Consider the following 12,631-nt stretch of genomic DNA (forward strand, 5'->3'; position numbering starts at 1 on the left):
TTGGCGCCGTACAGGGAGGGGAAGAGCGCACGTCACCTTCCCCCGAGGGTCCATCCCATGGTGGTGAGCTGGTCGATGAGGGGTTTCTCGGTCAGCTCCCATTCGGGTCCGGTTGGTTGCTTGCCGCCGGTGGCTTGCCTGCCAGCGGACCGGTTTCCGGGCTGATACGGAACGGAGGAGTGTGGGGATGGGCCCTCAGGGGTGTGCATCGGGCACCTTTCGTCACAGGCGTCTCAGCGTGCGGGCGACATGTCCATGTTGCCCAGATTCTGCCGGACGGTGACGACAAACGCCCGCCGTTTCGGGCCTTCGGAGCCCGAAATTGATAGCCAGAGACTACTGGGTGACTGAGCCTTCACGCAGGGCACTCAGGAGGGTGGTCCAGGTGGATGGGGTGAAGGTGAGATGCCCGAGGGAGCGGTTCTGCGTGTCCCGGACGTGGACATGGTGCGAGGTGTCCGCGACCTCGACACAGTCCCCACCCTGGTTACCGCTGTAGCTGGACTTGCGCCAGTTGGACGGCACAGTGCCTGCGACCTCTACGCAGTCACCCCGGTTACCGCTGTAGCTAGACTTGTACCAGCTAAAAGGAGTCGATCTCACGACTGTGTGCCTCCTTGTATCGGGATATGAAGTCCACGGACTCACTCGGCGAGAGCGCCTGCGACTGAAGCGCCCCAAACCACAAGGAATATTGTTCCACGTCTTCCACATCAGAGATCACGCGACCGCTGCTAGGGATCTCTGCGTATGCCAGGCGAGCCCCGTCGTTCATGGCCAACACTTTGAATGATCCGTTCATCGCTGCGTGCGCCCCAGCGCAAAAGGGCAATACCTGAATCCGGATTTTCATGTCTTGCGACAGGCGAATCAGGTGCTCCATCTGGTCTTGCATGATCTGCTTGGAACCAACTGATCGACGCAGCACAGATTCATCGATGATGGCAGAGATGAGTAGAGCCGAACCCCGCTCAAGCACACTCTGTCGCGTCATCCGAGCGGTGAGCTCAGCCTCGATCTGCTTCGTATCGATCGGCGGCCATCCAGCACTCAACACCGTCCGGGCATAGCCTTCGATCTGGAACAAGCCTGGTATGGCGTCAGCCTGAAAATCGTGAATAAGCTTCGCCTCTCGCTCCAGATCTACGTAGCGACGAAACCATCGATGGTAGCTCTCACGTTCCCCTGGACGCAGGCGAATCAACGCTCCTTGAGCCCCCAACTCCCTGTCGGCAAGCTCGACAAACTGCTTACGCGGAGCACGCTCGGCACGCTCTATAGCGCCAAGCATCTGGTAGGAGATCAAGGTCCTCGCAGCCAACTCACGCTGTGAGATGTCTGCAGCCTTGCGCAACCGATGCAACTCTTGTCCGAATTGAACCAATTCAGTCTTTAGTGCAGCCTTCTCACTATCCACCATGACTACAGTTAACCACAACCCACTGCAACATACTGCAGGGTTCCACAAACTCCTTAATTATCAGACTAGGGCTGGAAACATCTCTGAGTCGCATGTCAATGTGACCTTTGTGAAGGCAGGCCATCTCCATGACTGCACCACACGTAGCAAGTCCTGAACCCAGCAAAACGGCCCCGATCCGGTGCGCTAACACCGAACCAGGGCCTTAGCCCACAACCTGAGTAGACAGGTGAGGACTCATGGTCAACCGTATCGTTCCCATCGCGACGAAGCGTCAGCGGATTCCGCTGCGCCGCTGCTCCTTCCGGTTCTCCGGCGAGCACTCAAGCGTCAGCCAGGCCCGTGACTGGCTCGGACGTCGCCTGAAGATCGTCGGTCTTCCCGAGGAGATCGGCGACACCGCGCTGCTCCTGCTCTCGGAGCCGGCGACCAACCAGGTGTTGCACGCCCTGGGATCAGAGCGCGACAGCACCAGCGGAGACTACTTCGTCCGGGTGTTCTTCTCCCCCGAACGCCTGCGAGTGGAAGTCCGTGACGCCCAGGGCCGATCCCCCGAGTTCCACCTTGCGGATCCAGACCCCGACGCCGAACACGGACGCGGGCTGTTCCTGGTGAACGCCCTCGCCTCCCGGTGGGGACGCTTCGAGTCCGGCCGTGGACCCGGCATGTTCTTCGAGCTCCGTTGGGACCGGTGATCACCTTGACCGGCTATCATCTGCGGCCCAGCGAAACCGTCCTGCGCCTGCGCACAGAGTTCCCCGACTTCCTCATCTGCGAGCTGAGCGGGGAACCCGGAAAGCCCTGCTTCACCGCGACCAGCACCCGGACCAACGCCAACGGTCGACCCGAACTGGTCGTGACGGCCTGCCCGGAGGAGTTGAGGCGAACGCTCACCATCCTCGCCACGGACGAGACCCACATGGGCGAGGAAGGGGGTCGCAAATGACGCTGGACACTCTGGATGTTCCCGTGGCGGACCACCTGTGCCGGCTGCGCGCCACCTTCCGAAAGCGGGGATGGACCATCTGGCACGGAGACTCGACCGGCCAGTACTGGGCGGCGCACACGGGCCTGATGGTGCTGGTCAGTGGCGACAGCGCGCAGGCGCTGACCAAGGAGATCGAACGAATCCAGCCGAGCAGGTACCCGGCCAAGGTTCCCACCCCTCGACGCTTCTCCCCCTGGCGGCGGCCTGACCGCGCCCACCGAGTGAACCCGTTCCGCTAACCACACACCCACTGTGGCCCGGGAACCCCTACCCGGGCCACACCCCTGTGTTCTGGCCACGGAGGCTTCAGCCACGGGTAGTTGACAACCGGACAGCTTCGTCACGGCCAGTGCGGCCAACCCAATCGCGACGAGGACGGGTCTGTCCCGGGATTCCGGGGTTTTGAACGGTGGATCATCGGGATCGGTTCCCAAGGAACCCATCGCGACCAACGGAGTGGAGCCTGTGCCGGGAACGCGGGGGCCGAGCCTCCTGGCAGGCCCCACCAGGGTCACCCCGTGGTGATCCGCTCCCCCATGCCCAGGCTCGCCGCGTCCGCTGCGGCCCGACCCGCCCGCCACCCGCTCGGGTTGGTCGTCCGGGAGACCCTGGCCATCTCCAGTTCGGGGAAGGACTCCGCCAGCGCCTCGCGTACCTGCCGCTCACGCGACGCCAACACGGGCAGCAGGTCGGTGCCCGCGCGAGCGTACTCGTCCAGGGCCGCGCTCTCCTCCCCGTCCGCCGACTCGGCCAGGCGTTCCCCGATCCGCTGGGCGAAGGAGCTCAGGAAGGAACTGCGGAAGGACCGCGTCGTGGAACGGCCACGGGCGTCACGGGTGGAACCGGCCCGCCGCATCGCGGTGGTGGCCTGGACCAAAAGGGAGGTGAACAGCAACTCCACCATGTCGATCTGGTCGGGGAAACCCATCACCGTGCACATGCCCATGTTCTTGTGCCAGACCGACCGACAGTGGTTGGCCTGCGCCACGACCTCCAACAGCACCACCTTGAGGTCCTCGTAGGGGGCGTCCAGGGGCATGCGCCGCGCACCGACCTCCGATACGCGGCCCGATTCCGCCATCAGGGCGGCGTGGTCGATGCTGTGCCTGGCCATCAACCGTTGGGCCCGTTCGGAGAGCGCCTCGGCCTCCTCCGGGAACTCGGTGGCCTCCGCCTTGGCCAACAGCGCACGGATCCGGGCGAGCTTGCTCGGGTCCACCTGGTCCCGGAGCCGGCGGGAGGTGGCTCTGGCCGTTCCCGGCGGGGGCGTGAGGACCTGGATCTGCGGGAGGTGGTCCAAGAACTCGATGAGTTCCAGGGCCGTCGTGACGTGGCCCAGACGGGTGACCCCGTGCCGTTCGATGAACCGGGCCGTGTGGTCGATGTCGGTCCCCCACCACGGCTCGCCCAGCCCGCGCACCTGGTCGGCCCACTCGGGCGCCACCCGGGCAGCGGCGTGGTGACGGTTCTCGGCCATGACCACGTCCGTGACCAGGTCGGCGGCCTGACGTGAGTTCTCCCGACGCACGATCCGGACGAGTTCGGCGGGCTGCCACCCTCGGGGCCACACCTGGGCGACCGCGTCGACGAGTACGCCGAACAGGGCCCTGTCCACGATCCGGTGCCACTCGCTGCCCTCCTCCGCGAGTATCGCGGCGACCTCCTCGCGAGGCCGGCCGGGGCACCGACCACAGTCGCAGGAGGACGCCCCCGAGTCGATCAGGGCCGTGATGATCTCCTGATCGGTCATCGTGTCGAAGATCGACCCTTCGAAAGGCGCTTGGCTCTGGGTGGGGCCACTGCGACGGCGTTGCCGCTCCCGCGACTTCTTCTGCTTCGCCCGACGGCGTTCGCGATTGGACTTTCCCACGTGGTCCTCACCATGGTCTGGGATGTTCGTTACGAGCGTCCCACATCGACGTCTTCGCCGTTGACGGTTGTGGACAACGCGCGAACGATCCCTCGATCAGGTGGTCGGGTTCGTCGCGATGGCCGCGTACCACGGTGAAGTGGCGGGGCCGGGCGCCCACGGGGGCGCCCGCGAGGTGGTCCAGGTGGGCGCTCCCGTCGTTCCCTTCAAAGGGTCCGGGCAAGGCGGGTCTGTCGCACTCCTCCGCTACGCTCCGCGTGACCCTCCGACCATCACCGTTGGGCTTCCCGTCCCCATCCCCTCCCATCCCCCTTCTCGGGAAGCTCCGCGGCCTCCTCCAGGAGTCCCCATGGAACCGACCTACGCCGACCTGACCGCCAGCCCTGCCCGGGTGGCCAACGCCCAGGTGGACCGCGAGAACGCCCGGTTCGGCGGAAGCAGGATAGAGCTGGATTCGGGAGGCTCCGTCGATCTCACCTTCTACCTGGACAAAGTGATCGTGGAAGGCGTCCTGCGGGTGACCGCGCTCGTCTCCAAGAGCGGAGGCTCCCCGGGGCATGCCCCGCTGACCGTGCTGGTCAACGGCGAACCGGTGGCCTCGCGCCTGACCATCCCCGGCGGCGGCGACCTGCCCCAGGACCTCGACTTCGCGGTTCCCGGCGGGTGGCTGCGAACGGATGGCCCCAACGTGGTGACCGTGCACAACGGCGCGGACGCCCGAACGATGCTGTGGCTGTACCGGATCAGCGTCGACTCCATCGACGAACGAGACCGCTCGGTATGCGCGATGCTCGCCGCCGCCGACCGGCGTTCGGTGCTTCGCTACACCACCCGCAAGCGGGTCCATTCCACGCAGGGGCCACAGCAACAGTGGGAAACCGCCGAGCGGCTGCTGGTGTACGTCGACCGGGGTGAGAAGGCACCGATCGCTCAGCTCTCCTGGCGCGACGCCGACGGAGCCGAGGCGGCGATCAGCTTCCAGTCGGCACTGGGTGACTTCCACGGCTACCACCGCTCGGCCGATGGCCTGCTGAGCGAGTACCGGGGTGACCTGGAACAGCGCCTGGCCTACCCGGAGGGGACGGAGGAGGCCACCGTGCACCGCTTCCGCACCGAAGAGCACTGGGGCGAGCGTTGGCACACCTCGGGGGAGCTGCGGCTGATGGTCGAGGATGGTGACGCCCCGGTGGAGCGGATCACCTGGCGCGACCAGCGGGAGAACTCCGGTTCGGTCGCCTTCGAGGAGGATCGGACAGGCTTCCTCGGCTATTACCAGCGGGTCGGCGAGGGCCCCATCGGTTACCGAGGCAGGGCCGTCAACGAGGTGTGAGCGGTCGCGCTGCTCAAGGCGGCGCGACACGGCGCCCCCATGCCCTGGTCCACGGAACGGACCCCGGCCACCGAGTGACACGGTGCCCGGCGAGGGTCATGGGGGCGCGGGGCCGTGTTCTCAGGCCTGGCCGGCCTCGGCACGGCGGATGCGCTTGAGGGGGATGGGCAGGACGCAGACGGGGGCCGAGATCGCCAGGCGGTGGCCGGTGTCCTGGGGAACGCCGGTGTCGGGGTCGATGAGCAACGACATCAGCTCATCGCCGTTCTGGGCGGCGGCGACCAGGTGGTCGGGCTCGTCGCGATGGCCTCTGACCACGGTGAAGTGGCGGGGCCAGGCCCCCACGAGGGTGTCCGCGAGGTGCTCCAGACGGGCACCTCCGTCCCGGACCGCGAACGTGGAGATGGCGTCTGCGCCCCGGTTGGAAACGTACACACGCCCCTCGTAGGTGCTGGTCGGGGGCAACGCGTCGCCCTCGGCGATCTCGCGGCCCTCGACCTTGAGCCGGTGCAGGGCGATCTCGGCGGGGAAGTTCTTCCCGGCCGCCTCGTGGGCGGTGGCGGTGACCGAGCCCAGGTGTTCGCCGCTGCCGGACACCCCGTCCCAGCGGACGACGTGCACGCGGGAGTCGAGCTCACCGGCGACGTACACGTGGTCGCCGTTGACCACCATGTGGCGGGGTCCGGTGCCGGGTGGCAGGGGCACGCCGGGGAAGGCGTTCTCGCGAGGCTCGGGGGCCTCCTCGGTGAGCTGTTCGGGGACCGGGCTGTAGTGGTAGACGCGCAGTTCGTCCGTGCCGAGGTCCGCGGCGAGCAGGTAGCGGTTGCCGGGTTCGAAGGAGTCCAGGGCCACGGCGCTGCTGTGCGCGTGCGGCCCTTCCTGGCGTTCGGTGACGGGGCCGGTGCCCTGATGGGTGAATTCGAGGGTGTCGCCGGTGGGCGTGCCGTCCTCCGCGGTGGTGATGAGGGTGACCACGCCGTTGGCGTAGTTGGTGACGGCGACCTGGTGCGGGCCCAGGTAGCGCACGTGGCAGGGGGAGCCGCCGCCGGTGGGCACCGATCCGATCTCGGTGAGGGAGGCGTCGCCGTGCGGCCGGAACGCGGTGAGGGTGCCTTCGGCGCGCTCGTTGACCGCGTACACCGTGGGCGGTTCGGGCCGGTAGGCGAGGAAGGAGGGGCCGGTCGTGCGGACGGCGATCCCGTCGTCGGTCATCTCACCGGTCCGGGGGTCGAACCAGACCCGGTGCACGCCCTGTCCCTCCCCCGGCGGTTCGGAGTCGGGGGTGTAGGTCCCCACGAGCAGAAGCCGTCGGGGTGTGTCCACAGGGTGCCTCGTTTCCGTCGCTTGGGGCAGGGATGTGGTCCATACCACCGGCGGCATGGTATCGCCCCTGGGCACGGTCGGAGAAGGCCGAACCGAGCGGTGCACCGAACCCGTGTGAACGCCCCGGGGTCCGGACCTCACGCGAGGCGTCCAGGTCGCGCGCACCTGAGTCCCGAAAGTATTCACTGTTCACAAAAAAGAGGCCTCTGCCCTGTGTAGCGCATCTGTTACAGTTCCTCCTCGAAAGACCGATCCGGGGAGGACGGAACCGCTCTCGATAACCCATGTCCTCTGCGTTTTCGGCGGATTCAGTCTCTCGGATTCCGCGAGACCATAGAAGATGAGGACACTTCGGGACCTTTGTCGCGAAAAGCACACGAAGGTCTAGGTCAGAGACTTTTTCATCCTCGGTTCGGAGGGTGCGCCCGGCCCGGCGTACTCACCACCCGTGACCCCGCACCCGAACAACAGGACCCCCATTGGCCCTCCGTCCCATATCCGAAGTACCGCTGCCCGATCCGACGACCATCGAACAGGTCCGTCTATCGTGCGCCGATATCCCCGAGGGGTCGACCCGCCTATCGAGGGCCTTCTACGACCACCTCTTCGCCATGGTCCCCGAGGTGCGGGTGATGTTCTCCACCGACCTCAAACCGCAGCAGCAACGCATGGCCGACGCCCTACTGTCCGTGGTCCACCACCTGGACACCCCCGAGGAACTCGCGGGATACCTGCGGAACCTGGGGCTGCAACACCACCGCGAGCTGGGCGTGCGACCCGAGCACTACCCCCACGTGGGACGTGCCCTGATCCGCGCCGTCAGCGAGGTCTCGCCCACCTGGTCCTCCTCGATGAGCTCGTCATGGGTGCTGGTCTACCAGTGGATCACCGCGCACATGATGGCCGGGGCCGAGAGCGCCATGTCCCACTCCGCGTCCCACAGGGCACGCTGACGGCATCGGACGTCACACCCGCGCGTCGCCGTCCCCGTACACCGCACACCGTCGAAGGTCCTCGTTGATGACACAGAGCAGTAGCAACCACGTGCCCGGATCCGAGGGGGAACACTACGTACAGGCGGTCATGGGAAGCACCGAACGCGCCGAACGCTTCTACCGCGACCAGATGCTGGACCACCTCAACCCGATGATGAGGGAGTTCATCGCCCGCCAGGAGATGCTGTTCATCGCGACGGCCGACGCCCGTGGTGAGTGCGACTCCAGTTTCCGGGCCGGGCCACCCGGTTTCGTGCACGTCATCGACGAGTGGACCCTGGTCTATCCGGAGTATCGCGGCAACGGTGTGTTCGCCAGCGCGGGCAACGTGATCGAGAACCCGCACATCGGGCTGATGTTCATGGACTTCCAACGCGACCGGATCGGCCTGCACGTCAACGGCCGCGTGAAGATCATGGAGGACGAGCGTCTGCGACCCCACGTCCCGAACCTGCCCCTACCGCAGACCCCGGGCCAACGGGCGCAGATGTGGATGATGGTGCAGGTCGAGGAGGCCTACATCCATTGCCGTAAGCACATCCCCCACCTGCGCAAGGTCGGCGCCGACGAGTCCTGGGGCACGGACGACACGCTGCGCAAGGGCGGTGACTTCTTCGCCGCCAAGGAGGAACGTGAGACCCGCCTGCGCGCACCCTCCGGGGTCGGCCACCCGTAGGCGCTCACCGGGTGCCCCCTTAGGGGGTACACCCGGTGACCACTACTTCTTGTCGGCGGCCTTGACCGCCTCGATCGCCTTCATGATGCGTTTGTCCGAGACCGGGTAGGCGGTCCGCAGCTCCTGGGCGAACAGGCTGACCCGGTACTCCTCCAGCATCCAGCGCAGTTCGACCACGTCCGGGTCGTCTGCGCGGCCGGCCTTGAGCACACCCCGGATCCGCCGCACGGCCTGGCGCATCTGTTCGACCTTGGACATGTTGACCTGGTCGCGGCGCGGGTTCTCGGGCAGCTTGTTCAGCCGGTACTCGATACCGCGCAGGTACCGGTGCACGTCGTCCAGACGGGACAGGCCGGCGTTGGTGAGGAAGCCATCGCCCACCAGGTCGCCCAGCTGACCCTGGACGTCGTTGAGCGAGGGCAGCACGGCCAGGGACGTGGAGCCCTTGACCTTCTTGGACACCTTGCGCCACAGCACGAGGACACGGGCGGCCTTGTCCAGGACCTCGGCGAGGGTGTCACCCAGGTCGGCGCGCACGCGATCGCGCAGCTTCGCGAAGTCGTCGCCGTTCCACACCGGGCCGCCCTCGCGGACCAGCAGGTGGTCGACGGCGGCGGACTCGGCGTCGGCGAGGATCTTCTTGATCGAACCGTGTGGGTTGTCGGCCAGGGCGAGCTTGTCCGGGTTGTTCAGGCCCTTGCTCACCGCCGTCGCCGGGGACGGGATCGTCAGCAACAGGAGCCGGCGCACACCCGCGCGCATGGCGGAGCGCTGTTCGGCGTCGGTGTCGAAGATGCGGATGGCGACGCTGTCGCCCTCGTCCACCAGCGCCGGGTAGCCCTTCACCTTGGGGCCCAGCGCCTTGCGTTCCAGGGTCTGCTCCAGCGGGCCGAAGTCCCAGGAGGTGATGCCCTTCTTCTCCACGCCCTTGGCCTCGGTGGCGATCGCCTCGCGCAGCCGCGGCTTGAGCTTGGCGCGCAACTGTTCGAGGTCCTTGGACTCGGCCAGTGTGCGCTTGCGGTCGTCCACGGCACGGAAGGTGATGCGCAGGTGGTCGGGGACCCGATCGAGCTGGAAGTCCTCGGGCCGGACGCGTTCGCCGTAGGCCATGACGGTGAGCTCCGCGGCCAGGGCCTCGGTGAGCGAACCCTCATAGGGGTTCAGGGCGCCGCGGGCCCGGGCCGCGTTGTCGGGCACCGGCACGAAGTGGCGACGCAGCGGTTTGGGCAGCGAACGGATCAACGCCGTGACGAGCTCGTCGCGCAGTCCGGGGATCTGCCAGTCGAACCCGTTGTTCTCCACCTGGTTGAGGAACTTGACGGGGATGTGCGCGGTGACGCCGTCGGAGTCGCTGCCCGGCTCGAACTGGTAGGTGAGCGGGAAGACGAAGGGCCCCTGACGCCAGATGTCGGGGTAGTCGTCCTCGCTGACCACGTCCACGCCGTCGTTGATGAGCTCATCGCGGGTGAAGTCGAGGAGCGTGGGTTCGGTGCGGCGGGCCTTCTTCCACCAGGAGTCGAAGTGGGCGGCCGACACGGCGGAGGAGTCCACGCGACGGTCGTAGAAGTCGAACAGGGTGTCGTCGTCCACGACGATGTCGCGGCGGCGGGCCCGGTGTTCGAGGTCCTCGACCTCGTCCAGGAGTTTGCGGTTGTCGTGGAAGAACTGGTGGCGGGTCTCCCAGTCGCCCTCGACCAGGGCGCGGCGGATGAACAGCTCCCGGGACATCTCCGGGTCGATCCGACCGTAGGACACCTTGCGCTGCACGACGATGGGCACCCCGTACAGGGTGACCCGCTCATAGGCCATGACGGCGCCGCGCTTGCGTTCCCAGTGCGGTTCGCTGTAGCTGCGCTTGACGATGTCGCCGGCCAGTTCCTCGGCCCACTCGGGTTCGATCCTGGCGACCATGCGACCCCACAGTTTGGAGGTCTCGACCAGTTCGGCGGCCATGACGAAGCGCGGTTGCTTCTTGAACAGGGCCGAACCGGGGAAGATCGCGAAGCGCGCCCCACGACCGCCCAGGTACTCGTGTTTGTCGGGGTCCTTGAGGCCCACGTGGGAGAGCAGACCGGACAACAGCGACATGTGGACGGCGCGGGTGTCGGCGGTCTCCTCGCGCAGCGGCGGCACCTCGATGTCCATCTGCCGCAGGACCTGCTTGAGCTGGCCGTGGATGTCCTGCCACTCGCGTACCCGCAGATAGTTGAGGAACTCCTCGCGGCACATCTTGCGGAACCGGTTGCCGGACAGTTCCCTCTGCTGCTCGCGCAGGTGGTTCCACAGGTTGAGGAAGGCCAGGAAGTCCGATTCCTTGTCGGCGAACCGGGCGTGCGCCTGCTGGGCCTGTTGCTGTTTCTCCGTGGGGCGTTCGCGCGGGTCCTGGATGGACAGCGCGGAGGTGATCACCATGACCTCGGGCAGGCAGTCGCGTTCCTGGGCCTCCAGGACCATGCGCCCCAGGCGGGGGTCGATGGGCAGCTGGGCCAGGCGGCGGCCGGTCGGGGTCAGGCGACGCCGGCTCTCCTTGGCGTCCTTGGGCTCGGGGTGCAGGGCGCCCAGCTCGGTGAGGAGGTTGACGCCGTCCTTGATCTGGCGGTGGTCGGGGCCGTCCACGAACGGGAACGCGGCGACGTCGCCCAGTCCCAGGGCGGCCATCTGCAGGATGACCGAGGCCAGGTTGGTGCGCAGGATCTCGGGGTCGGTGTACTCGGGGCGGGACAGGAAGTCCTCTTCGGAGTACAGCCGGATACAGATGCCCTCCGAGACACGGCCACAACGACCCTTGCGCTGGTTGGCGGAGGCCTGCGAGACCGCCTCGATGGGCAGGCGTTGCACCTTGGTGCGGTGCGAGTAGCGGGAGATGCGGGCGGTGCCGGGGTCGATCACGTACTTGATGCCGGGCACCGTCAGGGACGTCTCGGCGACGTTGGTGGCGAGCACGATGCGGCGGCCACCATGCCGGGACCACACACGTTTCTGTTCGGCCACCGACAGGCGGGCGTAGAGCGGAAGGACCTCGGTGCCGCGGAGTTTCTTCTTCTCCAGGGCCTCGGCGGTGTCGCGGATCTCGCGTTCGCCGCTGAGGAAGACGAGGACGTCGCCGGGGTCCTCGCGGGAGAGCTCGTCGACGGCCTCCAGGATGGCCTGGGTCTGGTCCTTGTCGGTGCCCCCGCCCGGGTTCTTCTCCTCCGGGTCGAGGATCTCGTCGGTGATGGGCCGGTAGCGCACCTCCACCGGGTAGGTGCGTCCGGACACCTCGATGATGGGGGCGTCGTCGAAGTGACGGGAGAAACGCTCGGGGTCGATGGTGGCCGAGGTGATGATGACCTTCAGGTCGGGCCGCTTGGGCAGCAGCTGCCTGAGGTATCCGAGCAGGAAGTCGACGTTGAGGCTGCGTTCGTGCGCCTCGTCGATGATGAGCGTGTCGTACTGGCGCAGCATCCGGTCGTGCTGGATCTCGGCCAGCAGGATACCGTCGGTCATCAGCTTGACCAGGGTGTTGTCACCGGAGGAATCGGTGAAACGGACCTTGTAGCCGACCGTCTCCCCCAGGGGGGTGCCGATCTCGTCGGCGACGCGCTCGGCGACCGTGCGAGCGGCGAGCCGGCGCGGCTGGGTGTGGCCGATGGTGCCCATGACGCCGCGACCCAGCTCCATGCAGATCTTGGGCAGCTGGGTGGTCTTACCCGAACCCGTCTCACCGGCGACGATGACGACCTGGTTGTCGCGGATGGCCGCGGAGATGTCGTCGCGCTTGGCGCTGACCGGGAGTTCTTCGGGATAGGAGAGTTCGGGGACGGCCTCACGGCGCAGTTCCACGCGCGTCTCGGCGCGTTCGACGTCCTTGACGACCTGGTCGCGCACCGAGGCGCGGCGACGCTCGTCACCGATCTTGGCGAGGCCGTCGATGCGGCGGCGGAGCCGATGGCGGTCGGCGGGCATGAGGCCGCGCAACCGGGCGCGGAGCGGATCCGCGTCGGAGGAGGGCTTGCGCGCGTGCGCGGGCGTGGTGGTGCTCATCAGTAC

The 12,631-nt window shown here is 67.0% G+C and carries 11 protein-coding genes; 6 read left to right on the top strand and 5 right to left on the bottom strand.

Features of this window, described 5'->3' with window-relative positions:
• Positions 1–336 precede the first annotated feature (336 nt).
• Both ABZ717_RS02365 and ABZ717_RS02370 read right to left on the bottom strand, forming a co-directional pair.
• On the bottom strand, positions 337–648 hold the full coding sequence (locus ABZ717_RS02365) for a DUF397 domain-containing protein (protein ID WP_358504320.1): 312 nt from the start codon (positions 646–648) through the stop codon (positions 337–339).
• Complete coding sequence (locus ABZ717_RS02370; RefSeq protein WP_358504323.1) at positions 584–1,420, bottom strand: helix-turn-helix transcriptional regulator; 837 nt, start codon at positions 1,418–1,420, stop codon at positions 584–586. The genes ABZ717_RS02365 and ABZ717_RS02370 overlap by 65 nt, the downstream gene beginning before the upstream one ends.
• 239 nt (positions 1,421–1,659) lie before the next feature.
• Here ABZ717_RS02370 and ABZ717_RS02375 point away from each other — a divergent pair, with 239 nt between their 5' ends.
• The 3 genes from ABZ717_RS02375 to ABZ717_RS02385 are packed head-to-tail and all read left to right on the top strand — an operon-like array spanning position 1,660 to position 2,647.
• Positions 1,660–2,115 (top strand): ATP-binding protein, encoded by a 456-nt coding sequence (locus ABZ717_RS02375; RefSeq protein ID WP_358504326.1) that lies wholly within the window; start codon positions 1,660–1,662, stop codon positions 2,113–2,115.
• Positions 2,112–2,366, top strand: a complete 255-nt coding sequence (locus ABZ717_RS02380) for a hypothetical protein (RefSeq protein WP_358504329.1) — start codon at positions 2,112–2,114, stop codon at positions 2,364–2,366. The genes ABZ717_RS02375 and ABZ717_RS02380 overlap by 4 nt, the downstream gene beginning before the upstream one ends.
• The gene (locus ABZ717_RS02385) at positions 2,363–2,647 is read left to right on the top strand and encodes a hypothetical protein (protein ID WP_358504332.1); all 285 of its coding nucleotides are present in this window, start codon (positions 2,363–2,365) and stop codon (positions 2,645–2,647) included. The genes ABZ717_RS02380 and ABZ717_RS02385 overlap by 4 nt, the downstream gene beginning before the upstream one ends.
• A 272-nt stretch (positions 2,648–2,919) precedes the next feature.
• Here the strand turns inward: ABZ717_RS02385 and ABZ717_RS02390 are convergent, their stop codons facing one another.
• Positions 2,920–4,158: a DUF2786 domain-containing protein gene (locus tag ABZ717_RS02390; protein WP_358504335.1), complete on the bottom strand. Its 1,239-nt coding sequence runs from the start codon at positions 4,156–4,158 to the stop codon at positions 2,920–2,922.
• 469 nt (positions 4,159–4,627) lie between these two features.
• On the opposite strand from ABZ717_RS02390, the gene ABZ717_RS02395 reads away from it, so the two are divergent.
• Entirely contained in the window at positions 4,628–5,608 is a 981-nt protein-coding gene (locus ABZ717_RS02395) for a hypothetical protein (RefSeq protein WP_358504338.1), read from the top strand.
• A gap of 120 nt (positions 5,609–5,728) precedes the next feature.
• Here ABZ717_RS02395 and ABZ717_RS02400 read toward each other — a convergent pair whose 3' ends face one another.
• Positions 5,729–6,931, bottom strand: coding sequence for a lactonase family protein (locus ABZ717_RS02400; protein ID WP_358504341.1), 1,203 nt, complete (start codon positions 6,929–6,931; stop codon positions 5,729–5,731).
• Between the two features lie 479 nt (positions 6,932–7,410).
• Here ABZ717_RS02400 and ABZ717_RS02405 point away from each other — a divergent pair, with 479 nt between their 5' ends.
• On the top strand, positions 7,411–7,884 hold the full coding sequence (locus tag ABZ717_RS02405; RefSeq protein WP_358504344.1) for a globin domain-containing protein: 474 nt from the start codon (positions 7,411–7,413) through the stop codon (positions 7,882–7,884).
• A 67-nt stretch (positions 7,885–7,951) separates the two neighbouring features.
• The gene (locus ABZ717_RS02410; RefSeq protein ID WP_358504346.1) at positions 7,952–8,602 is read left to right on the top strand and encodes a pyridoxamine 5'-phosphate oxidase family protein; all 651 of its coding nucleotides are present in this window, start codon (positions 7,952–7,954) and stop codon (positions 8,600–8,602) included.
• A 42-nt stretch (positions 8,603–8,644) separates the two neighbouring features.
• Here the strand turns inward: ABZ717_RS02410 and hrpA are convergent, their stop codons facing one another.
• Positions 8,645–12,625, bottom strand: a complete 3,981-nt coding sequence (hrpA, locus tag ABZ717_RS02415; protein WP_358504349.1) for an ATP-dependent RNA helicase HrpA — start codon at positions 12,623–12,625, stop codon at positions 8,645–8,647.
• Positions 12,626–12,631: the final 6 nt, after the last annotated feature.

Source organism: Nocardiopsis sp. NPDC006832, from assembly GCF_040635885.1.
Classification (GTDB): Bacteria; Actinomycetota; Actinomycetes; order Streptosporangiales; family Streptosporangiaceae; genus Nocardiopsis.

Excerpts from the sequence above, each read along its gene's own strand:
- hrpA (WP_358504349.1), bottom strand. The coding sequence starts at position 12,625 with ATGAGCACCACCACGCCCGCGCACGCGCGCAAGCCCTCCTCCGACGCG.
- ABZ717_RS02410 (WP_358504346.1), top strand. The coding sequence starts at position 7,952 with ATGACACAGAGCAGTAGCAACCACGTGCCCGGATCCGAGGGGGAACAC.
- ABZ717_RS02370 (WP_358504323.1), bottom strand. The coding sequence starts at position 1,420 with ATGGTGGATAGTGAGAAGGCTGCACTAAAGACTGAATTGGTTCAATTC.
- ABZ717_RS02375 (WP_358504326.1), top strand. The coding sequence starts at position 1,660 with ATGGTCAACCGTATCGTTCCCATCGCGACGAAGCGTCAGCGGATTCCG.
- ABZ717_RS02385 (WP_358504332.1), top strand. The coding sequence starts at position 2,363 with ATGACGCTGGACACTCTGGATGTTCCCGTGGCGGACCACCTGTGCCGG.
- ABZ717_RS02395 (WP_358504338.1), top strand. The coding sequence starts at position 4,628 with ATGGAACCGACCTACGCCGACCTGACCGCCAGCCCTGCCCGGGTGGCC.
- ABZ717_RS02390 (WP_358504335.1), bottom strand. The coding sequence starts at position 4,158 with ATGACCGATCAGGAGATCATCACGGCCCTGATCGACTCGGGGGCGTCC.